The following is a 25,130-nucleotide window of genomic DNA, read 5'->3' as shown; positions in this document are numbered from 1 at the left end:
GCTGGTATTACTTAAAGGGTGTTAATGGGCACTGCCGGATGGCTTTCTCGAGTGCATCGATCGCTTTCAGGCGCGGGAAACTGGCCCGCCATGCCAGAGCAACGGTTCGCCCTGGCGCTGGTTGTTCAAAAGGTCGAGTTGCCAACAGATCTTTGGAGTAGTGGTTATCGCTGCCAATCGCAGATTGTGGCAGTACGGTCACGCCCATACCGGAAGCGACCATATGACGCATGGTTTCCAGAGAGGTGGCTTCAATGGTGGTCTGATGAATTTGCTCTTTATTGCTCTCTTTTTTGGAGAGCGCCGGACAGGCCTCAAGAACCTGATCACGGAAGCAGTGACCTTCACCAAGCAGTAAAAGATCAGTGCTGGCCAAATCGTTGACCGGAATCTGTTCTCTTTTGGTCCAGGGGTGGTTGCCCGGCATCAATACCCGGAAATCTTCATCGTAGAGAGGCTTGGTCACCACATCCGCTTCAGTAAACGGTAGGGCGATAATGATCGCGTCCAGCTCACCGATACGCAGACGCTGGCGCAGTACGTGCGTGAAGTTTTCTTCCACATACAGCGGCATCTCCGGCGCAATATTGCGGAGTTGCGGAATCATATGCGGGAGCAGATAAGGCCCGATGGTGTAGATAGTGCCAATTCGCAGAGGAGTGGAGAGCTGGTCCTTACCTTCGCTGGCAATCGCCTTGATGCCGGAAGCTTCCTCAAGAACCTTCTGCGCCTGCTCTATAACCTTGTGGCCTAGCGGAGTGACGCGAACGGCGGACTTGCTGCGCTCAAAAATGGCAACGCCGAGCTCATCCTCGAGCTTCTTGACTCCCACGCTGAGAGTGGGCTGGCTAACAAAGCAGCGTTCCGCAGCTTTACCAAAGTGACATTCCTGTGCCAGAGCGACGATGTACTTGAGTTCTGTAAGGGTCATCGGGTCATATTACTGTAAATTTAAACAGTTGGAACAGATGACTGCGACTCAACTCGTGCCATACAGTGGCCGTTCCAGTGGCGGGACACGCAGCCTCAGGTTATGTTGCTGAAGCGGGTATGCCCTTGCTGTTAATTAACTTTTTCTATTAACTAGCCTGCGAATAATAAACCAAAATGGCGGCAAAGCTGAGACTGATATCAATGTTTTTGAATATCGAAGGTTCGGGGCTGTTATGAACGCAACTCTTACAAAAGCAGATACAAGCGCAGAGCAAAGCGACAAAACTAATCCAGTCACACTGATTGCCGGTTGTGGTGATGTGGGTGGCAGATTGGCTTTACGGCTACTTGAGGCCGGGCATACGGTTTATGGTCTGAGGCGTTCAATCGAGTCATTGCCTGAAGGTGTAAAAGCTCTTCAAGGGGATTTGGCTACAGGAGAGTGGGATGAGTGGCCGGAGCATATTGATTATGTCGTATATGCAGCAGCTGCCGGACGCTCGGGTGAAGAAGGTTATCGCAAAACTTATGTTGATGGCCTTGGTCATGTTCTTGCCAAGATAAAAGCCTATCCCCACCCGCCGAGACGAACCTTCTTCACTTCCAGCACAGCGGTTTATCACCAGCGTGATGGTGAGTGGATTGATGAGCTTTCAGAGACTCATCCCCAAACATTTAATGGCCAGATTATGCTGGAAGCGGAAGGACTTTTGCTGAACAGCGATCTGCCAGCAACGGTTGTGCGCTTTGGCGGGATCTATGGTCCGGGTCGTAATTTTATGCTGCGCAAAGTGATGGGTGGAGAGGTGTACGCCAGCGAACCTGTCGCGTTTGGTAATCGTATTCATGCCGATGACTGTGCCGGAATCCTGGAACAGTTAATCAGTCTGGATCTCAGTAATGAATGTGTTCACCCCCTTTATCTGGGGGTGGATTGTGATCCGGCACCGTTAAGTGATGTCACACAGTGGCTGGCAGAGCAGGTAAATGTACAGCCTGAATCCGAGATTCCCGGTGGTTCCAGAGGCAGCAAACGTTGCCGAAATCAGCGGGTTATAGAAAGCGGATATGACTTTCTCTATCCCTCCTATCGCGAGGGTTACAAGACGATCCTGGGGGATATTTGAAGCAGTTAGCTGCTTCTGATTCAACCGCAAAACTCTGTCATTCCGGCAACAAAGTGAAACATTTTTCTCTGGAACACTGACCCTTCTCGGGGTAAGTTACGTCACTAGAGCAAATAGAAAATAAGCTATAGGTGGGAAATGCGGTCGGTTTTTGAGCAATAGGTACCGCATTCTTCAAAAAATAATAATTAAAACGTCACTGGGGGTTTGATGTACCAGACACCTGTCGCACTGGAACTGACAGATATCCACAAACGTTATGGAGACCTTGAGGTATTAAAAGGTATCTCCCTGACGGCCCATGACGGTGATGTCATCTCGATCATTGGTTCGAGTGGTTCCGGTAAAAGTACCTTTCTTCGTTGTATCAACCTTCTTGAGAATCCCTGTCAGGGCAGCATCAGTGTCAATGGTGAAGCATTAACACTGAAAAAGCGCGCTGATGGATCACTGGAAGCTGCCGATGAAAAGCAGCTGGCACGGATTCGTTCCCGGTTGGGGTTTGTATTCCAGAATTTTAATCTCTGGCCCCATATGACCATTCTTGAGAATGTGATCGAGGCTCCTGTTCATGTGCTTGGCCGCTCCAAACGTGAAGTTCGCGAGCTGGCGGAATCACTGCTAGAGAAGGTCGGGCTTTCCGATCGTGCTCACTATTACCCTTCCCAACTTTCTGGTGGTCAGCAGCAGCGTGTCGCTATTGCCCGTGCTTTGGCAATGGAGCCTCAGGTTCTGCTGTTTGATGAGCCAACCTCCGCTCTCGATCCTGAGCTGGTGGGTGAAGTGCTGGGTGTTATGCGCGGTCTTGCTGAGGAAGGCCGCACTATGTTGATTGTGACGCACGAAATGAAGTTTGCCCGGGAAGTCTCTGACCGGATCATCTTCCTGCATCAGGGCCGTGTTGAAGAAGACGGCACACCTGAACAGGTCTTTGAATCTGCAGAGTCCACCCGCTGTCGGGAATTCCTGGCTACGGCCGTGTAAAAACATAAGAACACACAACAGAAGAAGTAAAAAAGGACGAGCTGTATGAACCACTGGGTAAAAGCAGGTGCTCTGGCAATCGGTATGGCGGCAAGCACTTTTGCCATGGCTGCCGACAAGATCAAAATTGCGACCGAAGGCGCGTGGGCTCCTTTCAACTTTGTAAATGAGCAGGGCCAGCTGGCTGGCTTTGACGTCGATATCGCCAACGCACTGTGTGCCAAGATGAAGGTTGAGTGTGAGATTGTTGGTCAGGACTGGGATGGCATGATTCCGGCCCTGAAAGTTCGCAAGTTCGATGCAATCGTTGCCAGTATGTCTATCACTGAAGAGCGTCTGAGGCAGGTCGATTTCACTGATCACTATTACTCCGGTGGTCTGCGTTTCATGGGGCCTGAAGGCAAAGAGCTGGATACCAGCAAAGTCGGCCTGAAAGGCAAGGTGATTGGTGCTCAGCGCTCCACCGTTGGTGGCATGTATCTGGAAGACAATCTGGCTGACGTCGTAGACATCAAACTGTACGACACTCAGGAAGCGGTTTACCTGGATCTGCAGGCCGGTCGTCTGGACGGTGCCATTGCTGATGAACTGCCTGCCTACGACTGGCTGAATGGCGATAACGGCAAGGGTTTTGAGTTCAAGGGCGAAGCCTTTGCCAAGAACGACAAGATCGGTATCGCTATCCGTAAGAAAGATGAGCTGAAAGAGAAGTTCAATCAGGCTCTGAAAGAGATTCGTGCCGACGGTACCTACGAGAAGATCAACGCCAAGTACTTCCCGTTCTCTATCTACTAAGCGTGCGTTACGGCACAGGCATACAGCCTGTGCCGTATAACAATAAGAATAGGGTAATCCGTTTTGATATCTGAAGTTATAGCCGATGGCCTGTTCGAGGGCTTTACCGGGCAGTTGCTTGCCGGTACGGTCATGACCGTAAAGGTGACCCTTGCCGCAACATTTGTAGGCATCTGTCTGGGCCTGCTGGGCGCTTCTGCCAGAATGTCGAAATTTAAGCCGGCTAAATATGCCGGTGATGCTTATGTCGGGTTTATTCGTGGCATTCCTGAACTGCTGATTATTTTTCTGATTTACTTTGGCTCAACCCGACTGTTGATGACGATAGCCTCCTGGTTTGGCTACAACGAATATATTGAACTCAGCCCGTTTATTGCCGGTGTGATTGCTCTGGGCCTGACCTTTGGCGGTTATGCGACAGAGGTTTTCCGGGGCGCATTTCTTGCGGTTCATCCTGGCCAGAAAGAAGCTGCTTCAGCTCTGGGCATGAGTAAGCTGCGCATCTTCTTCCGTATTCAGCTGCCACAGGTTTGGCGTATTGCTTTGCCAGGGCTTGGCAACCTGATTCTGGTATTGATGAAAGACACAGCTCTGATTTCCGTTATTGGCCTCGAAGAACTGACCCGTAAAACCCAGATGGTGGTTACGGCAACCCGTGAACCCTTTACCTGGTACTTTACGGCAGCGGTTATGTATTTGAGCCTGACGGTGGTCACCACCTTGATCCTGCGTTATTTCGAGAACAGATCCCGCCGACATGAGCGACCTGTTGCCCGTACCATGAAAGCTGCTGGGGGGGCGTAAAGATGGATTGGTCTGTTATTGCCGAGTATTACCCGCGCCTGCTGGAAGGTTCCTGGATGACCCTGAAGCTGGTTATCCTCTCCAGTATTCTTGGTTTGATTCTGGCTATACCCATGGCGCTGGCCAGAGTGTCGGAAAGCCTTGCCTGGAATGGTCTGCCACGGCTGTATATTTTCTTCTTCCGTGGCACGCCGCTGTTGATCCAGATCTTCCTGTTCTACTACGGTCTGTCCCAGTTTGAGATTGTGCGTGAAAGCGCGCTCTGGCCTTACCTCCGTGAGCCTTACTGGTGTGCGATTATCGTACTGGGTTTACACACGGCTGCTTATGTCGCTGAGATTCTTCGTGGAGCGCTGCAGGCGATACCCCGTGGGGAAGTGGAAGCCTGTCGTGTGATGGGTATGACCAAGCCAACCATGTATCGCAGAATCCTTCTGCCCAGGGCTTTCGGCATTATGATGCCGGCTTACGGTAACGAAGTGATTTTGATGCTGAAGGGCAGTGCGCTGGCCAGTACGATTACTTTGCTGGATCTGACTGGTATGGCGCGAACCATTATTGCCAGAACCTATACGCCGGAAGAGATTTATATTGCTGCGGGTGTGTTGTATCTGCTTATCAGCTGGCTGTTTATGCTGTTCTTCAAGCTGCTTGATCGTTTGTTTAACCGCCACCAGATGGTTTGAGGTAGCGGTTAACTCTTTTCTCTACGAGGTCATCAGCCTTTCAGGTAAAGGATGGCCTCGATCTCAACCGGAACGCCCTTTGGCAGTTCTTTCACGCCTACAGCGGCCCGAGCAGGGTATGGCTCTTTGAAGTACTGAGCCATCGCTTCGTTAACCAGTGGGAAGTTGCTCAAGTCAGTCATGGAGATGTTGATCTTCACGGCATCTTCCAGAGAACCGCCAGAGGCTTCGGCAATGGCTTTCAGGTTTTCAAAGCACTGGCAGGCCTTGGCCTTGAAATCACCTTCAACGATTTCCATGGTCTCTGGAACCAGAGGAATCTGGCCAGACACATAAACGGTTTTACCAACTTTAACGGCCTGAGAATAGGTGCCGATGGCCGCGGGTGCATTGCTGGTATGGATAATCTGTTTATTACTCATTGTTAGACACTTATCACCGTATATTCGCAAGACATGCCAGCATGGCAGGTTCCATAACGATCGTCCAGAGCATGAAAACTGCAAACTGTTGCAGTTTTCTATCGGCTTTGAAGGATAAGTGATCAGCTAGATTTAGGCAGTATGCTATCGCCCGATTAGCTCTCTTTTTTATCGCGGGAGATGTTGTATACGCCCTTAACAACCCGCAGGCGACGGATAACGTCTGCCAAATGCACTCGGTTGCGAACACGCATTTGCACCACAGCCTTGCTCTGGTGTGTGCCATGTTCATCAACTGCGATCTTGTCGATATTGGCGCCTGCGGCCGACATGGCGGTAGCCAGCGCGGCAATCATGCCTTTCTTCTGGTCCACAGTCAGGTTCAGCTCGACCAGGAATTCTCCCTGAACGTTCTTGTCCCAATCCACTTCCAGAATCTTTTCCGGGCTGTGGCGGATTTCAGAGATGTTCGAGCAGTTCTGGTTGTGGATAACCAGACCGCGGCCGGAGCTTACATGACCAACAATCAGATCACCCGGGATTGGGTAGCAGCAGCGGGCAAAGCTGATGATCATGCCCTCTGTGCCTTTGATGGTCAGAGGTTTCTCTGGTGTAGAGTCCAGCTGATCCGGTTCCATCAGCTGAATATCCATCAGGCGGCGGGCAATAACATAAGCCATGCGATTGCCGAGGCCGATATCTTCCAGCAGCTCATCCAGCTGTACATAACCGGAGTGCGCCAATACGGCATCCAGGCTATTGCTGGAAATGGTATCGAGACTGCTGCCAAGGCTGATAAGAACCTTGTTAAGCAGGCGACGACCAAGGGCAACGGATTCTGCCTGACGCTGATTCTTCAGGAAGTGGCGAATCGTAGAGCGCGCTTTACTGGTGATAACGTAATTGAGCCACGCCGCATTAGGACGAGCGCCCGGTGCGGTAATAACTTCAACGGTTTCACCACTGTTCAGTGGCTGGCTCAGTGAAGCCAGTTTGCGATCAATGCGGCAGGCGACGCAGGTGTTGCCGATGTCGGTATGAACGGCATAGGCGAAATCGACCGGTGTGGCTCCGCGCGGCAGTTCAAGAATATCTCCGCGAGGCGTGAAGACGTAAACCTCATCCGGGAACAGATCGACCTTCACGTTCTCGATAAATTCGAGAGAGTTACCCGCGGTTTGCTGCAGCTCAAGCAGGTTCTGCAGCCAGGAGTGTGTGCGTGACCGGCTACCGATCAGAGCCTCATCGCCAGATTTATACAGCCAGTGGGCGGCAATACCGTTGTTGGCCATATCTTCCATCTGCTGGGTACGGATCTGGATTTCTACCGGAATCCCGTGCAGGCCAAACAAGGTTGTGTGTAGAGACTGATAGCCATTGGCCTTGGGAATAGCGATGTAATCTTTAAAGCGGCCGGGAATGGGTTTGAACAGGTTATGCACCAACCCCAGGGTGCGATAACAGCAATCCACATTCTCAACGATGATGCGCACACCGTAGACATCCATAATCTCGCTGAAGGATTTACTCTGATCCTTCATTTTGGAGTAGATGCTGAACAGGTGCTTTTCCCGGCCCATCACCCGGCCTTTCAGGCCTTCGGTTTCCAGCCGGTTGTTAATGCTCTCAACAACGCTGCTAACAATTTCGCGGCGGTTACCACGGGCCTTGCGTACGGCCTTGTTAAGCATGCTGGAACGCATCGGATGCATGGCATGGAAGCAAAGGTCTTCCATCTCGATGCGAATATTGTGCATACCCAGACGCTGGGCCAGCGGGGTATAGATATCGAGGGTTTCCTGAGCAATACGCCGGCGCTTTTCTGGCCGCATAACGCCAAGGGTGCGCAGGTTGTGCAGGCGGTCGGCCAGCTTAACCAGAATAACCCGGATATCCCGCGCCATGGCGAGAGCCATCTTCTGGAAGTTATCAGCTTGGGCGAGGGTTTTGTCTTCGTACTCGACGTGAGTTAGCTTACTGACCCCATCGACAATCTCGGCAACGGTTTCGCCAAACTGCTTTTGCAGGGCGCTTTTGGGAATGCCTGTATCTTCAATCACATCATGCAGCATGGCAGCCATCAGAGCCTGATGGTCCATATGCATATCTGCGAGAATGCCGGCGACGGCAAGGGGATGGGTTATATAAGGCTCGCCGGAACGGCGCATCTGGCCGTCGTGAGCCTGTTCGGCGTAATAATAAGCCCTTCGGACCTGATTGATCTGGTCTTCATTAAGATAGGCTTTCAGCCGCCAGGCGAGGTCATTAATGGTCGACAATACCCGCTCCTCCTTGTCAGGTGATTACAGCTTCCTGAGCTTTTTAAACAGAGTAAAAAACGGGTATTGCCAGTGACGCATTGATAAGCCCGATTCAGACGTTGCTAGTGAAAGAGCTAATTCTTAGCCTTCAAAGCCGGCCAGCAGCAGGCCTGCATCGTCATCTTCCTGGTCTTCACGATCGATCTGCTTAGGATCGATTTTACCTTCAGCGATTTCACGCAGGGCAACAACGGTCGGCTTGTCATTTTCCCAGGCAACTTTTGGGTCTTTACCGCCGATAGTGAGCTGACGAGCCCGCTTGCTGGCTGCCATAACCAGTTCAAAACGGTTGTCTACGTGCTCCAGGCAATCTTCAACTGTTACTCGCGCCACGGTGTGCTCCACTCTTTTCTATGGGTTTAATTTGATTCCGGAGGCTGCCCAGGTCAAGGGCTCAGCACCACTTTCAATTTATTAATCAATTGTATGCTGATTTTAAGCCAATTCCGGCTGAAACCCGCAGGAATCCGAAACTGCCAGTTTACTGAAAGATTGGCAATTTTGACAAGGTCGGGTTTGTAAGCGGTTTGAGTCATTTTCCGTGCCTTCTGTGCGGAAATTGCAGTGGAAAGTGACTCAAGGCTGCCTTTATTTATAGCAAGACTTATTTCAGCAGGTCGCTGAGCAGTTCCCGGCGATAGTCTTTCTGAAATTCCAGACTCAGACGCTGGCTGCGAATCACGGCCTTCAGGTCAAACAGAGCTTCATCAAAGTCATCATTAATAATGATGTATTCAAACTCGTTGTAATGGGACATTTCGCTCACGGCTTTGGCCATGCGGTGGGCGATAACATCAGCATCATCGGTGCTGCGGCCAGTAAGACGCTTATGCAGCTCTTTCTGGGATGGTGGCAGGATAAAGATACCAATGGCTTCCGGCATCAGGCGACGAACCTGCTGGCCGCCCTGCCAATCGATCTCAAGGATCACATCCACACCCTGTTCCAGCTGCTCTTCTACCCATGCCTGCGAAGTGCCGTAGAAGTTACCAAAGACTTCAGCGTGCTCAAGGAATGCACCTTTGCCGATCATCTTCTGGAACTCTTCGACAGAGACGAAGTTGTAATGCTGACCATGAACTTCACCTTCCCGTGCCTTGCGGGTGGTGTGGGAAACAGAAACGGTCAGGTAGCGGGTGGTCTTGACCAGTTCCGTGACCAGGCTGGTTTTACCCGCACCGGATGGCGCCGCGATGATGTAGAGAGTGCCTTTGCTCATGCTGTGAACTTAAATACTCAGGCTGCAGATATAACAAAGCTCAAGCCGACAACAGTTTTTAGCGCAGCTTGAGTGGATTTTGAGATGACCGCAGCGGTTAGAAAAAGAAAGTTCTCCTTATTATAAAAGCTGCGGCGCCAAGAGTCATATCAGATATGTGCAGGCTGGGAGGATTTCTCAGTAATACGCTGCAGGTGAGCGCTGAGGGTAAAGCAGAGTTCGACATACATAATGGCTTCGGCTTTACCTGCCTGATGCCCTGCTGCGTGAGCTGTCTTATTTCGCAGTTGGCGCAGCTCAGAGAAAAGCTTGGCCTTTTTCGTATCGACCAGCTTGTGGGCAATCAGCGTTTCTTCCATCAGCTTGTAGCGGCTGTCGGTATTCTCAAGATCAATATCAGGCGCTGTGGATGCGATAAGAGCCTCGGCTTTTTCATCAACAACTCGCCACGCCTCAAGGATTGTTGCGTTCGGCATATTCTCGGCAGACGCAATCAAAAGGCTGCGCTTATCATGCTTAAGCTCTGGGAAAGCACCAGCGGCCTTTTTGCTGACAACCTTGAGCTCCTGACCAAACTCCATCTCAAAGTCTTTGTACTTCAGCTTGCGGGCAAGTGGAACCAGGGTGGAAATCGGATGCCTTAGAATCACAAGGCTAAGAACGATAACGGTCGGCCAGGTGATCTTATCGACCAGCTCAATGACAAACTTCATCCACTCCATGGCGACTCTCCGGTACTCATATTCTTATTTTTGAATTCTGGCTATTGAGCAGCGCCCGCTGCCGCAATGATCATATCCCTGATCTGCATAACAATCTTGCGCTCAGTCTCTTCATCATACCCTTCAACCCGTGGGGTATGAATATGACCATTGGGGATCTGCCTCTTGTACTCATTCATCAAGCGAATGGAGCGATAAGATATTTCGTTAGAGAGATAACCTCCGCCAGAACCGGATACAGACACCTCGCCGTTTAACTCTTCGAGGGATTTCGCTTCAATCTCACCAGAGGCAAGAGTACGTACCTTTCTATTGTCGTTAACCTTCCAGGGGCCTTTCACGCTTTGCATGGCTGCTACCGGCAAAGTGAACTCAACAAACTCAAGGCCTTCAAGATTTTTATCATTGAGCTTTGGTGGCAGAGGTTTCTCTCTGGTTGCTCCGGTATATACGTTGAGATTGTCGGGAGCTTCAGCGCTGCGGTTAAGGCCGGGAAAGCGTTCAAGATCAAAATCATCCCGCCCCATACTGATGGTAAAGACCATATCCGCCTGATTATCACGAAAGACTGGGGTGAGAATGGACTCGATTAAGCCTTCATCAAAATCTGCAAAACGGACGGGGATTACTACTGACTCGATTTGGACTTTTTTGTTGCCGACGTTAAAGGTGAAACCGTCGAGGAAAAGAGCGGCAAGGCCAGATGGATTGCTTTGGGTGATATCGTGATCAAGGAAGAAGGGATCGAAGCCTGTGATCAGGATTTTGATATCGGTGTCTTGGCGGTAGGTGATGTCGGTTATGCCGCGAGAGGATTTCGCGAATGCGTTAATAGCGCTGTGGCGATCCTGATCAGAGAGTGGGGGGTGTTGTTTAACAATTTTGAGTAATGACCTTTGTGTCAAGCGGGACCAGTAGAGAGGGCGGTCATCGAATATCTCATTCTGTACAGTTTGAACGGATTGCTGCCAAAGGGTATTACCTGCCTGTGCTTGCAGGGAAAAGGTTTTTTCCAATGTTGGCTGGAATTGGTTAACAGAGGAAATTTCAATATTGGCCTTTTGGTAGCGTGCTTCCTCAATATCCAGAGGGAGATAGGCGCTACTAAGGCTGCTGGTAAGGAGTGAGACTGACAGTAAAAAAAGACTGGCTTTGTACGGCATGTAATTTGTTATTGGTGTTGTTATTTATGCTGCGATCATAAATTGAAATTGTGGCTGAGTCATTTTGATTGGCTCAACCACACTGCTGCGCTTTCACAAGAAGAATAAAGGAGCATAAGTGTGCTGAGACTACCGTGTCTATACTCGCCTGAAACTCCTGTGTACTACGTGTTAATGACCAAACATCGGCAACACCTCCGATCATAGAAACTATTTCAATATATGCAGCACTTGGGGCGGTGCTCTGTCGGCTATATCAATGCTCAGTACCAACTTACAGGCACTTTGTAGGAGAGTAGGTGTCAGGAGGGTGCTGATGGTTACCTGTTGGCATGTTATTGGAATAACCCTGTACGGGTGGGAATGGTGAATAGGCCTGAGCAGTATAGATGGAGCAGCCATCGATCCAGTTTAGGCATCTCGCATAATAGTTTGAGTTCCCTGCATAATCTGGTTGGCTCGTGAACTGAACGATAGGTAGCAACTTCATCAAGCGCTTTTTGCCAGTAGGCTTGCACTAGAAATAACAAAATAGATAGATGAAACCAGTCAGACACCCGTTTGCGGGGTAATTAAAATTCCGGGAAAGTATGGAGGCGTCTTTGGACCGAAAGATTAACACGGATGAAGAGGGTGACCAATAGAGGGGGGAGATGAAATTGAAGTGGAGTAAATAAAGCCGGTAAAAACCGCCTTTATTATGAAAATATCAGGTCAGAGACAAATGACTCTGACCTGTTTTCTCCTACCGATCAGTTGTTTTGATCTTTCTAATAGGGTTTTCAATGCCCGCTGTCTTCAGTTTCTCTTTCAGAAGGTCAATTTCTGTTCCTTCTGCAGCATAGATAACAAAAGATATGTTGCTTACGGTTTTTGGGTAGGAGTCTATAGCGAGTTGTAGGGCGTCTAAAGCCCCAGGCAAATCGTTGTTGTAGGCCCTGATGATTGCAAGTTTAACCAGTGTTTCTGCAAAAGGCCTGTAAGCAGCTTGGCGTTCTAAAATTGGCAGTTTTAAGTCAACTTGCTCGTTAGTCATGGAAAAATAATTAGTCAAAATAAGATGTGTTTCATAGCTCCATAAAGGGTTTAAGCTGTCTTCTAGAAGCTCATTGATACGATGTTTGTCTTCCTTAGCAATACCTGAGGGTTGAACCCATCTTGCCCAATCCATGTAGCTAATAGCGCTTGTTGTTGTTTGCCATAATATAACAATAATAAAGGCGCTAATTATATAGCGATAAGCAGGTCGAAAGTTGATAGTGATTTTACTTGTAGGTGAAAGGCCTATAAGTATGGAGAAAATAAAAAGGAATGATGCATACCATAGAGGGTATTCTAGCTGACTGTGCACCAAAATGACCATAGACATACTAAGGATCAAGAGGCCATTAGTATTGATGTTTTCTCTTTTAAACCATGGAAAAAATGCAAGTAAAATAGTTGCTAAAGATAGAAAAGCTCCGATTAGCCCAAATTCAGCTAGCAGCTGTAAAACGAAATTGTGGCAATGAACAAATAAGGCGTTAATAACCCATTCTTTACCATACTCTGCTTCTAATGCTACAGACTGCGCTGCATAACCGCCATAACCTACCCCAAACCAAGGGTTCTCGGTAAATATATGCCAAGCTTTTTGCCATTCTATAATACGGCGCGTACCAAACCCTGAACTGGTGAAGCGCTCTACACCACTCCCCTGATTGATAGGGATTCCTAAGGTTTGGAAGAAACTGTTTACTAAGTCATTGTAGGATTGAAAAAAAGCTATAAGTAATACACCTAGAGCCATAAAGGAAACCATTCTTCCGATATTTTTTTCGCGACCAGATAAAATATAATATACCCAGGAGAGAATCATCAACCCAAGAGAATATATGATCACTGTCCGTGATGCTGTCCAGGAAAGGAAAAGACAAATGAAAGCCAAAAAAATATATGAGAGCAATTTGGGTAGCTTGCTATGTGCAAAAATCCAACATAGTGATACAAATGCAAGAGAAAGATAATTGCCAAGGTTGTTTCTCTGCCCAATGTTGCCCATTAATGCCGTCTGATCTGATGGGTTATATACAATAAATGGCAGGTGGTGTGCGGATGCGATTCCGGAAATTTGAAGGTAGCCAATAACACATTGTAATAATGCGCCAACTAGTAAGCCAAATGCTAATGCGCTTAAAATATAGTCTTTTTTATTGTCAGTAATAAGTATTCCGACAAGGCATGATAAAAGTAGTGCGGTAACGCCAGCTATTCTATCACCTGGATATTCTACTGTTTTTGTGCAGATAAGAGCGATTGCTATAAATATAAATATGAATAGATAACAGTACGAAATTTTTATTTTTTGAATAAATAAGAGATGTGGAAGAATAATTATTGATGAAATAAATATTGTGATGATGTTTATAGATGCATCAGATTTTGGGGCGTAATGATAGAACGATAAGAAGGGAAGGGTCGATAATAAAAAAATATATATGAAAGATAATTTTTGAGTATTTTTCATTGCCAAAACTACTTGGTAGAAAGAGAGGCAGGGCCTCTCTTTCTACAGTATGCATTTAAGTTATTCGCAAGCCTTCTTTACAGCAGCATCAATACTACCAGCATCGCATGACCATGTTCCATTAGTTGCGTCTCTTGTCAAAGTGATAGTGCCTGACGCAGTAGGAGGAGCATTAACAATGGCGCAAGTTATAGTTGAGTTCGTGGCACCAAGAGTACAATTCTGAGTGGCAGATGCAGGCATTCCCAGAGCCCCAGCAGAGGCTATTGAGCCCCCTTCGTTAACTACAATTTCAAATTGTGTTTTGTAAGGTGACAGTTCAGCCAAAGCAGCATTAAACTTAGCCTTAGCTGTATATTGTTGATACTGAGGAATAGCCACAGCAGCCAAAATACCGATGATCGCTACTACGATCATCAATTCAATCAGAGTAAAACCACCCTGTTTTTTCATTATCATATCCCCTAAAGGTTTTCTTTATTTGCCTGGTTTAAGTCTCCCAGCGTAATGCGCCAAAGTGATCTCAACCAGATCCAAAACTCATCAGTAGAGCCTGTCGAAAGGTTGCTACTGTCGTCTCGATATATACCTAGCTACGATCGTGCCAACTTTTATAAAAGACAGAAAGTCGCTATTAATCCTTTCTTGGTGCCGGTAGCGTGATAAATACAAGGCAGTGGGTGTGTAAAAAGGTAACACTTATGACGAAAAAGGACATTGATAGGTTTGTCACCGATTGACGCTTTTGTTCTTGGTTAGCAGTGAAGCTTCAGCCCATGCAAAAATCCCCGCGAGTTGCGGGGATAATTATCTGGTTCCCACGCTCTGCGTGGGAATCTTTGTGTTTTAGCGTCTGCACTCCCACGCTGGAGCGTGGGAGCGAGTCAGAGTCATAATAACGAAGTCGTCGCTTATTCTATGTTCTGAACCTGCTCGCGCATCTGCTCAATCAGAACCTTAAGATTCACAGCACTCTGAGTCACTTCCACCCCCACAGCCTTTGAGCCCAGCGTATTTGCTTCACGATTCAGTTCCTGCATCAGGAAATCCAACCGACGACCAACAGCACCCTTGGTATTCAGAACCCGGGTTACTTCATTAATATGGGTTTCCAGACGATCCAGCTCTTCTTCCACATCAGCTTTCTGAGCCAGGAATACCAACTCCTGTTCCAGACGGTTCTGGTCAATCTCAACCTTGGCATCGCTAAGACGTTGAGTGATCTTCTCGCGCTGAGCTTTAAGCAGGTCCGGCATAAACTTCCGGACGACAGCCGTCTCTTTTCCAATACCTTCCAGACGTTGAACAATAAACTGCTTCAGTTCTGCACCTTCGCGCTCACGGGATTCTTGAACCTGCTTCAGTGCATTCTCAAAAGCATCAACAGCATCGTTATGGATCAGGCCGATATCGGTTTCTGCCTGTTCCAGAACACCGGGCCAGCGCAGGATATCGAGTGCATCGGCACGTTTAGCTTTGGAAACAATCTCGCCAATCGCTTCCAGAGCACCATTCAGCTCATGCAGCAGAGCCTGGTTAAGATTGATCTGGGAGTTGCCTTCACTGCGGGTGATTTTCAGGCTGCATTCCACCTTGCCACGGCTCAGGTTTTTGCGCAGGAGGTCGCGCAGGCGGGGTTCGATTTCCCGCATATTGTCAGGCAGACGGAAATGCGGTTCCAGATAGCGGTGGTTAACCGTGCGGATTTCCCAAACCAGAGTGCCCCAGTCCTGGCTGGACTCCACCCTGGCAAAAGAGGTCATGCTTGCTGTCATGTTTGGCTACTAACAATAGTGAATAAACAGGGTTAAAAATTGTGAATCCAACCATTGTAAGGTTTCTCGGTTATAAATGTTGAGGAAAGTGCATAGACTTTGGCCTGAGTCATCAGAAAACCTCGGCAGTAATTGAGGACACACCCCAAGGGTTTAGCGTTATAATCGCTGCATATTCAATTATGAGGTGTGCTATGCGTCCAAGTGGTCGTGCTGCAGATGAACTGCGGGAAGTAAAAATTACCCGCCATTACACCAAGCATGCGGAAGGCTCCGTGCTGGTCGAGTTTGGCGACACGAAAGTACTTTGTACGGCCAGTCTTGAGCGCAATGTTCCACGCTGGCTGAAAGGTACTGGTCAGGGCTGGATAACCGCAGAATACGGGATGCTGCCGCGCGCGACCGGTGAGCGTAACCAGCGTGAAGCCTCCCGTGGCAAGCAGGGCGGTCGTACTCTGGAAATTCAGCGTCTTATCGGTCGCTCTCTGCGTGCTGCTGTTGATCTGAAACAGCTGGGTGATAACTCCATCACTATCGACTGTGATGTTATCCAGGCTGATGGCGGCACCCGCACCGCTTCCATTACCGGCGCAACTGTCGCTCTGGTTGATTGCCTGCGTCATATGCAGCGCAACAAGATCATCCGCAATGATCCACTGGTTCAGCTGATTGCTTCTGTTTCCGTGGGTATCTACAACGGCAACCCGGTTCTGGATCTCGACTACGCGGAAGATTCCAACGCCGAAACCGACATGAACGTTGTGATGACGGAGAAAGGCGGCTTTATCGAAATTCAGGGCACCGCCGAAGCGGCACCGTTCGATAAGGAAGAGATGGATGCCATGCTGGAGCTGGCCCGCAAAGGCGTGAATGATCTGCTGGATCTACAGCGCAAGGCTCTCGAACAGCCGTAAGCTTTTCTATTTTAACTGCCACGCCTGACTGTGCTTACGTAGGCTGGCAGTTAAGCCACTGTGAATTAGCCTTACCACCGTAGCCGATACAAATACGACAGTTGCCATAGCGGCTGCCGGGCTGGTATCTCCCGCCTCATCCATATTTAAAATTGCTACTGCTGCCAGAGTTGTATCTGTTGAGTACAGAAACACGACAGCTGAAACTGTAGTGATGGCTGCCAGAAACAGATAAACAGAAATATCCAGCAAAGCCGGTAGGGACAAAGGCAAAGTCACCCTGCGGAACAATTGCGCCTGAGAAACCTTTAGCGAATCCGCAACTGCACTGAATTCGTTGGGAATTTGTTTAAGCGCTGTTGTCGCTGTGAGATAAGGTACAGTGAAGTAGTGGGCAATGGTTGAAAGCACCAGAATCGTCATGGTGCCGTATATCCAATGCAGGGGATTGTCTGGGTGATTAAAGAAGAAAATATAACCCAGGCCAAGTACTAAACCAGGAACTGCCAGAGGCATAAATGCCAGCAGATGAAGCAGGTTCCGTGATTGCTTTAAACCTTTGGTTTTCTCATTTAGCCAGGCCACGAGAAAAATACAGAGGCTTCCAATCAGCGCAGTCAGGAAGGCCATCTCAATAGAATTGAACCAGGCATCCCAGCCGCCACCATCCATCATATCGAAGTCGTAATTGGCCAGCGTAAATGACAGGTTGTAAGGCCAGAAGGTCACAAACGAAGCGTAGATCGCCATACCGATTACGGTCATAAGCCCGATTGCCACCACCGAACAATAAATCAGAGCCAGCGTGTCTTTCGTGGTGTTTGCTTCTGGCTTGTAGGGAACCGCACTGGTGCTGAAGGACTCCTGCTGTTTGCGCTGGAAAAATCTGTCGAGACCAAAGGCCAGCAGCGAAGGCAATAACAAGAGAACCCCCACAACCGCGCCCATCTGGAAGTTTTGTTGCCCGACCACCCGCTTGTAAATATCGGTTGCCAGTACATCAAACTGCCCGCCAATGACTTTGGGTACACCAAAGTCGGCAAGCACCAGAGTGAATACAACCAGAGCAGCACTGATCAGACCGTAGCGGGCGGCAGGAAGAGTCACGGTTAGAAAACGGCGCCAGGCGGGTGTTCCCATAACTCTGGCCGCTTCATGGAGGCGCTTGTCGGAAAGGGAGAGTGCTGTGTTGATAATGATCAGGGCGTGGGGAAAACACCAAAGGCTTAGCCCAACAATAATGCCGCCAGCGCCATAAACCGAATCTGCCGGAAACCACTCTTTGATCACACCCTGATTACCAAACAAATAGATAAGGCCGATGGCTGGCATCATGGATGGAGCAAGCATCGGAAGTTGGGCGAGCAGTCGAAAAACCGATTTGCCTGGCATGCTGGTGCGATTCAGGGCATAGGCATAGAGAAAAGCGCTGGATGTCACCAATAGGGTGCAGGCAGCAGCAATAATTAGCGAGTTCCAGGCAGACTCCAGCAAAGCGGGTGTTTGAAAATAGTAAGCGAAGTTGGCGAGGCCGATAAACTCACCGTCTTTATTTTCCACACTGCGTGAGAGCAGTGACCAAACTGGCAGAACCAGAAAAACCAACATGCCAATAATGGAGAGAACAATGCCGGCACCCTGACCTGAGAATGAAAGCCGGGTCAGTGGATTTTGTTTTAGTAAGACATTCATGCGGCACTGGCTTCCTGTTCTGCCAGCAGGCAAACATTGTTCGGTTGTACGGAAATCCAAACCGGGCAATTGCGGGTCAGTGTCAGGTGATGGGCATCCTGAAGGGATAATGTGGCCTTCAGAGCTTTATTGGATTGAGTCTGGTGGTCATCAAGCTTTAATTCGACTGAAAGCTGTGAGCCCAGAAACTCGATATCGGAAATAGTTCCCTGCGCATGCGGTCCTGATGGCTGCTCGTTGTGCAGAGTCAGATGTTCTGGGCGAATAAGAATGGTTGTTTCGCCGCCTGTTCTCTTTTCCACTAATGCAACAGGAGCCGTCCACCCCGGCAGTAAAAGTGAAGTGTCTTTTATCTCACCATAGAGCGTATTGGATGTACCAATAAAGTCGGCAACAAAGGCACTGGCTGGCTGCAGATAGATTTCTTCCGGTGTTCCAACGTGCTCAATACGTCCAGCATTCATGACTACGATCCGATCGGCCATGGTCATGGCTTCGGTTTGATCGTGGGTCACCATGATTGTGGTCAGGCCAAGCTTTCGATGGATGCGGCAGATTTCCCGGCGCAGATGCTCTCGTATCTTGGCATCAAGAGCCGAGAGTGGTTCATCCAGTAATAAGAGCCCCGGTTCCATTGCCAAAGCACGACAAAGAGCCACACGTTGTTGCTGACCACCGGATAATTGTGAAGGGTACTTTTGTGCGTGCTCCTGAAGCCCGGTCAGGCTTAGCAGTTCGTTAACCTTGTCGGTAATTTCCTGCTTCGGACGACGCTGGTTTACAAGACCAAAGGCGATATTGTCGAAAACGCTGAGGTTGGGAAAGAGAGCATAGGATTGAAAAACAATGCCGAAGTCACGCTTCTCTGCTGACAGGCGGGAGATATCCACCGAGTCTTGAATAATTGAGCCGCTGTCCTGTGATTCCAGACCGCAGATGGTTCTGAGCAGTGTCGTTTTTCCACAGCCCGAGGGGCCGAGAAAACAGATAAATTCTCCTTTCTCTATCTCCAGCGAGATATCGTTCAGCGCCAGAAGATCATTAAAGGATTTTTGCAGATGACTGATGCTCAGATAACTCATGCTCGGACTTCCCCATTGTCAGCCGTGAATAGATAAGCGACCAGAGACCAGTGTCTCTGGTCGCAGGGCGGATCACTTGGGATCAGACTTGCCGTCGTAACGGTTCTGCCACTCGGCCAGAATCGCCTGACGGTTACTGGCAGCCCACTCGAAGTTGTTATCAATCATCTTCTTGCCAATATTCTCAGGGTAGAAAGGCACCTGCTTCTCTACGGAAGGAATACCCACCACGGCGTAGTACTTGTTGTACATGGTGTTGGCTTCACGGGTAATGGACCAGTCCATCAGCTTCTGCGCAGCTTCCAGCTTGTCAGTTCCCTTGATGATGGCTGTTGCTTCCAGATCCCAGCCCAAACCTTCTGTCGGAGTGATGATTTCCAGAGGTGCGCCTTTCTTCTTGGACTTGGCACCCCGGTAGGCGAAAGAAATACCGATGGTGGTTTCACCGGAGGCGGCCAGTTTGCATGGCTTGGAACCGGAGTGGGTGTAACGGGAGATGTTCTGGTGCAGGCCATCCATATAGGCCCAGGCGTTCTCTTCACCGAACATCTGGATCCAGCTGGATACATCCAGAAAGCCGGTACCGGAGGAGTTCGGGTTCGGCATGATCACATGGCCTTTATAAACAGGCTTGGTCAGATCCTTCCAAGAGGCTGGTGCCGGAACATTGTTCTTTTCACCTTCCACGGTGTTATAGCAAATGCTGGCAACCCAGGCTTCTGCGCCAACCCATGATGGCGTAGCAGCATTATCCACAAAACTTTTACGCAGTTTCTCTACACCTTGCGGCTTATAAGGTTGCAGCATGCCTTCCTGCTTGAGCAGCATCAGGCTGGTAGCAGCTAGGCCCCAGACGACATCAGCCTTAGGATTGTTCTTTTCTGCCAGCAGTTTGGCGGTCACGATTCCCGTGGAATCGCGCACCCAGCGAATATCGATATCAGGGTGAGCGCTCTCGAAAGACTTTTCGTATTCCTTGAGCTGATCAGCTTCAAAAGCGGTATAAACCGTCAGCTCGGTTTTACCAGCAAATGCGCCGGTGGAGAGAACTGTGGCTGCCAGAGGCAGAAGTCCCTTCAGTACGGTTTTGTATCCCATGGCTGTGTCTCCGGTAGAGTTTTTATCTTTGGTCTATACCACTTACAGACACAGCAAATCCTAGAGTGTGAGTGTGACACTCTTGTGACAGTGTTTTGTTGGGTTAATTATTTCAGAAATCTATGAGCGCACATGTAGCTCAATGGCATCGTGCAGCCAGTATTCGATATCAAACTCAACCGCGCGGTTGGTGCGATCAAAGCGAGTGCGTTCGATGCGAATGGCTGGTGTTCCCGGCGTCACCTGTAGAAGTTCTGCCTGCCAGTCTTCTAGCGCGGTGGAGCAGATTCGGGCTTCTTCACCCGTGATATAAGTCTGGTAATGATTGCGCATCAGGTCGGTCAAGGAGTTATCCAGTTGCTGCAGATGCAAATCCGGAAAGCTGTGTTGGAGCAGATGCATGTTCTCAATCAGAACCGGTCGTCCATTCAGTTTTCGCAGGCGACAAATGTTGTAAACATCACGATCCTGCAGTACATCATAGGCCGCGCCTTCAGCCTGTTCCTGTTTGCAACTGATGAGCTCTGTGGATGGCACAAATCCCTGTGAGCGCGCATCGTGCAGAAAGTGAATGCGTCGTGTGGGGTTGCAGATCAGTCTGGGCGGAGTCACAAACCAGCCCTTGCGGGGCTGTCGGTAAATCAAGCCACTGGCTGCCAATCGTAAGAGCGCATCACGGATAGTTATGCGTGTGCATCCATACTGCTCCTGTAACTCACGCTCTGATGGCAGGCGATCTCCAGGGCAAAGTTCCCGCGAACGAATACTCTTTTCCAGCCCTCTCAACATCAAGGTTGAAGGACGGATAACGGGTTGATCTGTGACTTCAAGAGTATCCAAATTAAGTGCGCTCTTAATGTGAACGGGCGGGCGACTGAAACAAAAAATTCATACAACGTTGTTTGACGAGAGCATACGGGAAAATTAATCTCATCGAAACTTTTGGTCTAGACCAGTTGAGTGGTTTTCAAGAAAGCATTCAATCAAAGAACGCATGCTGGTCTATAAATCACCGCAAACACTGACCAGTACAGGTGAGGTTATGACGGAATCATTGCAGTCCCATTACGATGAGAGTCACGAAGACTATCTATTACTGACCCCAGGGCCACTAACCACATCACCTGGCGTGCGGGCGGCGATGAATCAGGATTTAAGTACCTGGGACTGTGACTACAACGACAGAGTCCAATGGATTCGCTCGGCCCTGACCAAACTTGCCACATCGGCTTCGGGATATACCACGGTTCTTATGCAGGGCTGTGGAACCGGAACGGTCGAGGCAACGATCGGCAGTGTTCTTTCAGAAGATAACCGCCTGTTGATTATTGCCAATGGTGTTTACGGTTTAAGGATTGCTGAAATTGCCCGCTATCTGGGCATAAAGCATGATGTTCTGGATTGCGGTGAATTGGGGGAAACCTCGCCGGAGATGGTACGAGACAGGCTCCAGTCTGATCCGTTTATCACTCATGTTGTGCTGGTGCATTGTGAAACCACGACCGGGCGACTGAACCCACTGCCGGAATTGGCTCAAGTCGTAAAAGAGCATCAATGTTGTCTGATTGTTGATGCCATGAGCAGCTTTGGTGGAGTGCCCATAGATGTTGATGGGCTGGGTATTGACTTTCTTATCAGCTCTGCGAATAAGTGTGTTCAGGGTGTTCCCGGTTTTGGTTTTGTCGTCGCTCGTGAAGAGGCTTTGGCTGTATGTGCCGGACGAGCTCGGTCGTTAACACTTGATCTCTACGCCCAATGGCGCTGTATGGAAGACAATGGCGGTAAATGGCGGTTCACTTCACCGACCCACACGGTGTTGGCGTTTCAACAGGCTTTAAAAGAGCTGGATGAGGAAGGTGGTATTTCTGCCCGCTACCAACGCTACCGGGATAATCATCGAACGCTGGTGGATGGGATGCAGGCATTGGGCTTTAAGTGTCTTTTGCCGGTTGAAAGCCAGTCCCCGATTATTACCTCGTTCTACACGCCTGATCACCCTGCGTTTGAATTCAAAAAGTTCTACGACCTACTGAAAGCCAAAGGCTTTGTCATTTATCCCGGCAAGGTGTCCAAAGCACCCTGTTTTCGGGTGGGAACCATTGGACACGTATTCCCGAAAGATTTTGAGCGTCTGATTGCTGCTGTGAAAGACAGCATGTACTGGCTGTCAGAGGCTCCTGCTACAGACTCTCTATCTTCATGCCCAGAAAAGGTAATAACAGCATGAGCACGCGTCATCAAAGTTGGTGCTATCAGCGTCGTTACAGTGGTCCGGTTGAAGCTGTAATTATGGATATGGCCGGAACCGTTGTGGATTTTGGTTCAATGGCTCCGGTAAAGGCTTTGTGTCGTCTTTTTGCGGATGCCGGGGTGGCTATTACCGCTGATGAAGCCCGTATTCCGATGGGAACGCATAAGCGTGAACATATTCATGCGTTGTTGCAGATGTCGAGAATTGAGCAGGAGTGGGAAAAGCGTTTTGGCCATAAACCCAATGAGCAAACGCTGGATGAACTCTATAGCCAATTTATTCCTCTGCAGATTGAGGTGATTGGCCAATGTGGCGATCTGATTCCAGGAGCCAGGAAGGTTCTGGATGATCTTAAGGAAAGCGGTGTGAAGCTGGCTGGTAACACCGGCTATAACCGTGAAATGCTCGATGCACTGCTGCCCATTCTCAAGGGCCAAGGTTATACGCCGGAAAGTGCCGTGTGTGTGGATGATGTGAGCCATGGCAGGCCGTTGCCGGAAATGTGCCTGAAAAATATGCTGGATCTGCGCGTTAGCTGTGTTCAGGCCTGCGTCAAAGTGGACGACAGTTGTGTAGGTATCGAAGAAGGCTTGAATGCCGGGATGTGGACCGTTGGTCTGGCAATCAGTGGCAATGAGGTTGGTTTGGATTTGGATGAGTGGCAGGCATTGTCGGCTACTGAGCAGAACAAGCTGCGAATTAAAGCCTACGAGCGGCTTTATAAGTCGGGCGCCCATTATGTTGTCGATACTATTGCAGACCTGCCCGAATGTATTCGGGATATTGAGCAACGTCTGACACGGGGCGAGCAGCCTTGATCCAATCGCTTCTGGTTATAGGTGCCGGGATCGGCGGTCTGGCAGTGGCTTTGGCTGCTGCCAAACGGGGCTGGAAGGTTACGGTTGTTGAGCAAAATGACCGAGCTTTGGGAGCATCCATTCAAAACTTCGGTCTTGTCTTTCCACTGGCGACAACTGGTGCTGAGTATGAGATTGCCCAAAAGAGCCTTTCCGTCTGGGATGAGACTTTAACGGGCGCCGGTATTGCCTTTCATCGGGGCTCTGTGATTCCGGTTTGTTCAGATGAAGGTATGGCTGTGCTTCAGGCTTTTTATGACGGGCATAAGTCCGAGAGGGAGGTCTCTCTGATGGGCGGTGATGCAGCCAGAGAACGGTTGCCCATGCTTTCCTCTGCGGTGCAAATGGCACTGTTGAGTGAATCGGAAAGAGTGATTGATGCCCGTACCGCTTTGCCGCAGTTAACGAACTGGCTGCAAGATCGCTGGAATGTTTCCTTTCAGTTCAATACTTCTGTTCAGGATCTCGAATCGCTTAAGACGCAATACGATGCTGACAGAGTGGTTTGTGCAACCGGTGCGGGGCTAAAACAACTGCTGCCCGAGCTTGCCCATGAATTGGAATTATCCGTTTGCTCACTGCAGGTAAGCCGGTTGCAGCTGTCGCCAGAGCTGATACCCAAGCGTGCGGTCGCGACAGAAACGAGTCTGACCCGTTATGCCTCATTCACTAATCTGCCGGAAACCTTCAGCCTTCGCGAGAGTATTCAGCAGCAAAGACCGGGGCTTTTGGAGTATGGGATTAATCCGTTGGCGAGTAGTTGTGCCAGTGGCGAAATGATAGTTGGTGACTCCCATAAATACGGTTCGTCTCCCGAGATATTCTCGGAAAGTTATATCGATGAACTCTATATGAGCGAGCTGAGCAGGGTGCTTAACTTCGCTGGTTCCTTAGTTAAGGAACGCTGGATGGGTTGTTATGCCTATAGCCCGGTCAGATCTTATATCGCTGAATCTGTTGGTGATAATAACTGGGTCTTTGCTGTTCTGAATGGTTTGGGTATGACGCTCTCATTTGGTTTGGCTGATGATATGGTGGCAGGCTGGTAGGGCCAGAATAATTATATGGACAGTATTGAACTCAAAAAGCCCGCACCCTGCGTAGTCATGGATAGAACGGTTTCTCTCCATGAACCGGGCATTACTATTCATCCAGTGCCTGTCGTGAAGGCAACCGCTGAAAGCTTTGCCAGGTATGGGCGTATCGTTCACGACTTTGAGAGCGAACAGATCATTATCAAACCCTGGCCAGCTCAAGGTTGGCGGCCTGTCGAGAAAGGAACTGGTGATCAGGGGGGTACGGTAGAGGACGAGTTTATCTTTTACCGGGATGGAGACTGCATGGTTGCCCATAACCTGGCTGTAGATGGGCATTATGTCACGGGCTGGTTTTGTGACCCGGTTAATGCAAGGGAGTCCGGCGAACCATCTATCTCGACTCAGGTTTATATTCGTGAAGCCAATTACCATCCGGATGGCGGGCAGTTGTTTTATCCTCAGGATGGACAGCCATTTATCGCGCTATTGGCTCTACCGGGTGATGATGTGCAGCCTGAGGACTTTGTCGGCTTTTATTGTGATGGCAGTTTTGGAATCCAGATCTTTCCGGATATCTGGCATCAGCCGGTGTTTCCACTCTCCCGCAAAGCTGTGTATCAAAACCGACAAGGGCGAGTGCATGCCTGTGTTGCCGTGGATTTTGTTACTGAGTTTTCAACCTACCTGAGCCTGGATCTAAAAGTACCCGCCTGAGCCGACATTCCTGTCTAGTCTGTTGTAA

24 protein-coding genes are annotated in these 25,130 nt (G+C 49.4%); 10 read left to right on the top strand and 14 right to left on the bottom strand.

Annotation, left to right across the window (positions count from 1 at the left end; all coding sequences use genetic code 11):
- Nucleotides 1–7: 7 nt before the first annotated feature.
- Nucleotides 8–931 carry a hydrogen peroxide-inducible genes activator gene (locus EHSB41UT_RS20515; protein ID WP_087112738.1) on the bottom strand — a complete coding sequence of 308 codons (924 nt, stop codon included), beginning with the start codon at nt 929–931 and terminating at the stop codon, nt 8–10.
- Nucleotides 932–1,166: 235 nt separating this feature from the next.
- Here EHSB41UT_RS20515 and EHSB41UT_RS20510 point away from each other — a divergent pair, with 235 nt between their 5' ends.
- The 5 genes from EHSB41UT_RS20510 (at nt 1,167) to EHSB41UT_RS20490 (ending at nt 5,329) form a co-directional block, all read left to right on the top strand.
- Entirely contained in the window at nt 1,167–2,060 is an 894-nt protein-coding gene (locus EHSB41UT_RS20510; protein WP_087112737.1) for an SDR family oxidoreductase, read from the top strand.
- A gap of 210 nt (nt 2,061–2,270) precedes the next feature.
- Nucleotides 2,271–3,044 carry an ABC transporter ATP-binding protein gene (locus tag EHSB41UT_RS20505; protein ID WP_087112736.1) on the top strand — a complete coding sequence of 258 codons (774 nt, stop codon included), beginning with the start codon at nt 2,271–2,273 and terminating at the stop codon, nt 3,042–3,044.
- Between the two features lie 45 nt (nt 3,045–3,089).
- The gene (locus EHSB41UT_RS20500; RefSeq protein ID WP_087112735.1) at nt 3,090–3,839 is read left to right on the top strand and encodes a transporter substrate-binding domain-containing protein; all 750 of its coding nucleotides are present in this window, start codon (nt 3,090–3,092) and stop codon (nt 3,837–3,839) included.
- Nucleotides 3,840–3,902: 63 nt separating this feature from the next.
- The gene (locus EHSB41UT_RS20495; RefSeq protein WP_242667374.1) at nt 3,903–4,643 is read left to right on the top strand and encodes an ABC transporter permease; all 741 of its coding nucleotides are present in this window, start codon (nt 3,903–3,905) and stop codon (nt 4,641–4,643) included.
- Between the two features lie 2 nt (nt 4,644–4,645).
- On the top strand, nt 4,646–5,329 hold the full coding sequence (locus EHSB41UT_RS20490; RefSeq protein WP_087112734.1) for an ABC transporter permease: 684 nt from the start codon (nt 4,646–4,648) through the stop codon (nt 5,327–5,329).
- A gap of 32 nt (nt 5,330–5,361) precedes the next feature.
- Here EHSB41UT_RS20490 and EHSB41UT_RS20485 read toward each other — a convergent pair whose 3' ends face one another.
- The 9 genes from EHSB41UT_RS20485 to EHSB41UT_RS20445 form a co-directional block, all read right to left on the bottom strand.
- Nucleotides 5,362–5,751 carry a RidA family protein gene (locus tag EHSB41UT_RS20485; protein WP_087112733.1) on the bottom strand — a complete coding sequence of 130 codons (390 nt, stop codon included), beginning with the start codon at nt 5,749–5,751 and terminating at the stop codon, nt 5,362–5,364.
- A gap of 155 nt (nt 5,752–5,906) precedes the next feature.
- Complete coding sequence (gene spoT / locus EHSB41UT_RS20480) at nt 5,907–8,030, bottom strand: bifunctional GTP diphosphokinase/guanosine-3',5'-bis pyrophosphate 3'-pyrophosphohydrolase (RefSeq protein ID WP_087112732.1); 2,124 nt, start codon at nt 8,028–8,030, stop codon at nt 5,907–5,909.
- A gap of 123 nt (nt 8,031–8,153) precedes the next feature.
- Entirely contained in the window at nt 8,154–8,405 is a 252-nt protein-coding gene (rpoZ, locus tag EHSB41UT_RS20475) for a DNA-directed RNA polymerase subunit omega (protein ID WP_087112777.1), read from the bottom strand.
- Between the two features lie 271 nt (nt 8,406–8,676).
- Nucleotides 8,677–9,291 (bottom strand): guanylate kinase, encoded by a 615-nt coding sequence (gene gmk / locus EHSB41UT_RS20470; RefSeq protein ID WP_087112731.1) that lies wholly within the window; start codon nt 9,289–9,291, stop codon nt 8,677–8,679.
- A gap of 149 nt (nt 9,292–9,440) precedes the next feature.
- Nucleotides 9,441–10,013, bottom strand: a complete 573-nt coding sequence (locus EHSB41UT_RS20465) for a hypothetical protein (protein ID WP_087112730.1) — start codon at nt 10,011–10,013, stop codon at nt 9,441–9,443.
- A 41-nt stretch (nt 10,014–10,054) separates the two neighbouring features.
- Complete coding sequence (locus EHSB41UT_RS20460; RefSeq protein WP_087112729.1) at nt 10,055–11,176, bottom strand: pyroglutamyl-peptidase I; 1,122 nt, start codon at nt 11,174–11,176, stop codon at nt 10,055–10,057.
- 745 nt (nt 11,177–11,921) lie between these two features.
- Nucleotides 11,922–13,682 (bottom strand): PglL family O-oligosaccharyltransferase, encoded by a 1,761-nt coding sequence (locus EHSB41UT_RS20455; protein ID WP_087112728.1) that lies wholly within the window; start codon nt 13,680–13,682, stop codon nt 11,922–11,924.
- A 60-nt stretch (nt 13,683–13,742) separates the two neighbouring features.
- Nucleotides 13,743–14,135 (bottom strand): pilin, encoded by a 393-nt coding sequence (locus EHSB41UT_RS20450; protein ID WP_087112776.1) that lies wholly within the window; start codon nt 14,133–14,135, stop codon nt 13,743–13,745.
- Nucleotides 14,136–14,593: 458 nt separating this feature from the next.
- Nucleotides 14,594–15,457, bottom strand: coding sequence for a YicC/YloC family endoribonuclease (locus EHSB41UT_RS20445; protein WP_087112727.1), 864 nt, complete (start codon nt 15,455–15,457; stop codon nt 14,594–14,596).
- 194 nt (nt 15,458–15,651) lie between these two features.
- On the opposite strand from EHSB41UT_RS20445, the gene rph reads away from it, so the two are divergent.
- Nucleotides 15,652–16,371, top strand: coding sequence for a ribonuclease PH (gene rph, locus EHSB41UT_RS20440; protein WP_087112726.1), 720 nt, complete (start codon nt 15,652–15,654; stop codon nt 16,369–16,371).
- A 6-nt stretch (nt 16,372–16,377) separates the two neighbouring features.
- Here rph and EHSB41UT_RS20435 read toward each other — a convergent pair whose 3' ends face one another.
- From EHSB41UT_RS20435 to EHSB41UT_RS20420, 4 genes are all read right to left on the bottom strand, one after another.
- On the bottom strand, nt 16,378–18,063 hold the full coding sequence (locus EHSB41UT_RS20435; RefSeq protein ID WP_087112725.1) for a putative 2-aminoethylphosphonate ABC transporter permease subunit: 1,686 nt from the start codon (nt 18,061–18,063) through the stop codon (nt 16,378–16,380).
- On the bottom strand, nt 18,060–19,145 hold the full coding sequence (locus EHSB41UT_RS20430; RefSeq protein ID WP_087112724.1) for a putative 2-aminoethylphosphonate ABC transporter ATP-binding protein: 1,086 nt from the start codon (nt 19,143–19,145) through the stop codon (nt 18,060–18,062). Before EHSB41UT_RS20430 ends, EHSB41UT_RS20435 begins: the two co-directional genes overlap by 4 nt.
- A gap of 72 nt (nt 19,146–19,217) precedes the next feature.
- Nucleotides 19,218–20,243 carry a putative 2-aminoethylphosphonate ABC transporter substrate-binding protein gene (locus EHSB41UT_RS20425; protein WP_087112723.1) on the bottom strand — a complete coding sequence of 342 codons (1,026 nt, stop codon included), beginning with the start codon at nt 20,241–20,243 and terminating at the stop codon, nt 19,218–19,220.
- 120 nt (nt 20,244–20,363) lie between these two features.
- Nucleotides 20,364–21,083, bottom strand: coding sequence for a UTRA domain-containing protein (locus EHSB41UT_RS20420; protein WP_133060600.1), 720 nt, complete (start codon nt 21,081–21,083; stop codon nt 20,364–20,366).
- A gap of 202 nt (nt 21,084–21,285) precedes the next feature.
- Between EHSB41UT_RS20420 and phnW the strand changes: the two genes are divergently transcribed.
- Genes phnW through EHSB41UT_RS20400 form a run of 4 tightly spaced genes read left to right on the top strand, consistent with a single transcriptional unit; the run spans nt 21,286 to nt 25,102 of the window.
- A complete protein-coding gene (phnW, locus tag EHSB41UT_RS20415; protein ID WP_087112775.1) occupies nt 21,286–22,470 on the top strand; it encodes a 2-aminoethylphosphonate--pyruvate transaminase in 1,185 nt (394 codons plus the stop codon).
- Nucleotides 22,467–23,312 carry a phosphonoacetaldehyde hydrolase gene (gene phnX / locus EHSB41UT_RS20410; protein WP_087112721.1) on the top strand — a complete coding sequence of 282 codons (846 nt, stop codon included), beginning with the start codon at nt 22,467–22,469 and terminating at the stop codon, nt 23,310–23,312. Before phnW ends, phnX begins: the two co-directional genes overlap by 4 nt.
- Nucleotides 23,309–24,400 carry a TIGR03364 family FAD-dependent oxidoreductase gene (locus tag EHSB41UT_RS20405; protein ID WP_087112720.1) on the top strand — a complete coding sequence of 364 codons (1,092 nt, stop codon included), beginning with the start codon at nt 23,309–23,311 and terminating at the stop codon, nt 24,398–24,400. Before phnX ends, EHSB41UT_RS20405 begins: the two co-directional genes overlap by 4 nt.
- 15 nt (nt 24,401–24,415) lie before the next feature.
- Entirely contained in the window at nt 24,416–25,102 is a 687-nt protein-coding gene (locus EHSB41UT_RS20400; RefSeq protein ID WP_087112719.1) for an ureidoglycolate lyase, read from the top strand.
- Nucleotides 25,103–25,130 lie beyond the last annotated feature (28 nt).

Origin of the sequence: Parendozoicomonas haliclonae (genome assembly GCF_900174585.1) — a bacterium.
Lineage (GTDB): Bacteria > Pseudomonadota > Gammaproteobacteria > Pseudomonadales > Endozoicomonadaceae > Sansalvadorimonas > Sansalvadorimonas haliclonae.
This window is presented reverse-complemented; position numbering and strand designations above follow the sequence as displayed.

Excerpts from the sequence above, each read along its gene's own strand:
- EHSB41UT_RS20505 (WP_087112736.1), top strand. The coding sequence starts at position 2,271 with ATGTACCAGACACCTGTCGCACTGGAACTGACAGATATCCACAAACGT.
- phnW (WP_087112775.1), top strand. The coding sequence starts at position 21,286 with ATGACGGAATCATTGCAGTCCCATTACGATGAGAGTCACGAAGACTAT.
- EHSB41UT_RS20465 (WP_087112730.1), bottom strand. The coding sequence starts at position 10,013 with ATGGAGTGGATGAAGTTTGTCATTGAGCTGGTCGATAAGATCACCTGG.
- phnX (WP_087112721.1), top strand. The coding sequence starts at position 22,467 with ATGAGCACGCGTCATCAAAGTTGGTGCTATCAGCGTCGTTACAGTGGT.
- rph (WP_087112726.1), top strand. The coding sequence starts at position 15,652 with ATGCGTCCAAGTGGTCGTGCTGCAGATGAACTGCGGGAAGTAAAAATT.
- EHSB41UT_RS20400 (WP_087112719.1), top strand. The coding sequence starts at position 24,416 with ATGGACAGTATTGAACTCAAAAAGCCCGCACCCTGCGTAGTCATGGAT.
- EHSB41UT_RS20500 (WP_087112735.1), top strand. The coding sequence starts at position 3,090 with ATGAACCACTGGGTAAAAGCAGGTGCTCTGGCAATCGGTATGGCGGCA.
- gmk (WP_087112731.1), bottom strand. The coding sequence starts at position 9,291 with ATGAGCAAAGGCACTCTCTACATCATCGCGGCGCCATCCGGTGCGGGT.
- EHSB41UT_RS20425 (WP_087112723.1), bottom strand. The coding sequence starts at position 20,243 with ATGGGATACAAAACCGTACTGAAGGGACTTCTGCCTCTGGCAGCCACA.
- EHSB41UT_RS20435 (WP_087112725.1), bottom strand. The coding sequence starts at position 18,063 with ATGAATGTCTTACTAAAACAAAATCCACTGACCCGGCTTTCATTCTCA.
- EHSB41UT_RS20485 (WP_087112733.1), bottom strand. The coding sequence starts at position 5,751 with ATGAGTAATAAACAGATTATCCATACCAGCAATGCACCCGCGGCCATC.
- EHSB41UT_RS20510 (WP_087112737.1), top strand. The coding sequence starts at position 1,167 with ATGAACGCAACTCTTACAAAAGCAGATACAAGCGCAGAGCAAAGCGAC.
- EHSB41UT_RS20455 (WP_087112728.1), bottom strand. The coding sequence starts at position 13,682 with ATGAAAAATACTCAAAAATTATCTTTCATATATATTTTTTTATTATCG.
- EHSB41UT_RS20430 (WP_087112724.1), bottom strand. The coding sequence starts at position 19,145 with ATGAGTTATCTGAGCATCAGTCATCTGCAAAAATCCTTTAATGATCTT.
- EHSB41UT_RS20490 (WP_087112734.1), top strand. The coding sequence starts at position 4,646 with ATGGATTGGTCTGTTATTGCCGAGTATTACCCGCGCCTGCTGGAAGGT.
- EHSB41UT_RS20460 (WP_087112729.1), bottom strand. The coding sequence starts at position 11,176 with ATGCCGTACAAAGCCAGTCTTTTTTTACTGTCAGTCTCACTCCTTACC.
- EHSB41UT_RS20450 (WP_087112776.1), bottom strand. The coding sequence starts at position 14,135 with ATGAAAAAACAGGGTGGTTTTACTCTGATTGAATTGATGATCGTAGTA.
- EHSB41UT_RS20515 (WP_087112738.1), bottom strand. The coding sequence starts at position 931 with ATGACCCTTACAGAACTCAAGTACATCGTCGCTCTGGCACAGGAATGT.
- EHSB41UT_RS20445 (WP_087112727.1), bottom strand. The coding sequence starts at position 15,457 with ATGACAGCAAGCATGACCTCTTTTGCCAGGGTGGAGTCCAGCCAGGAC.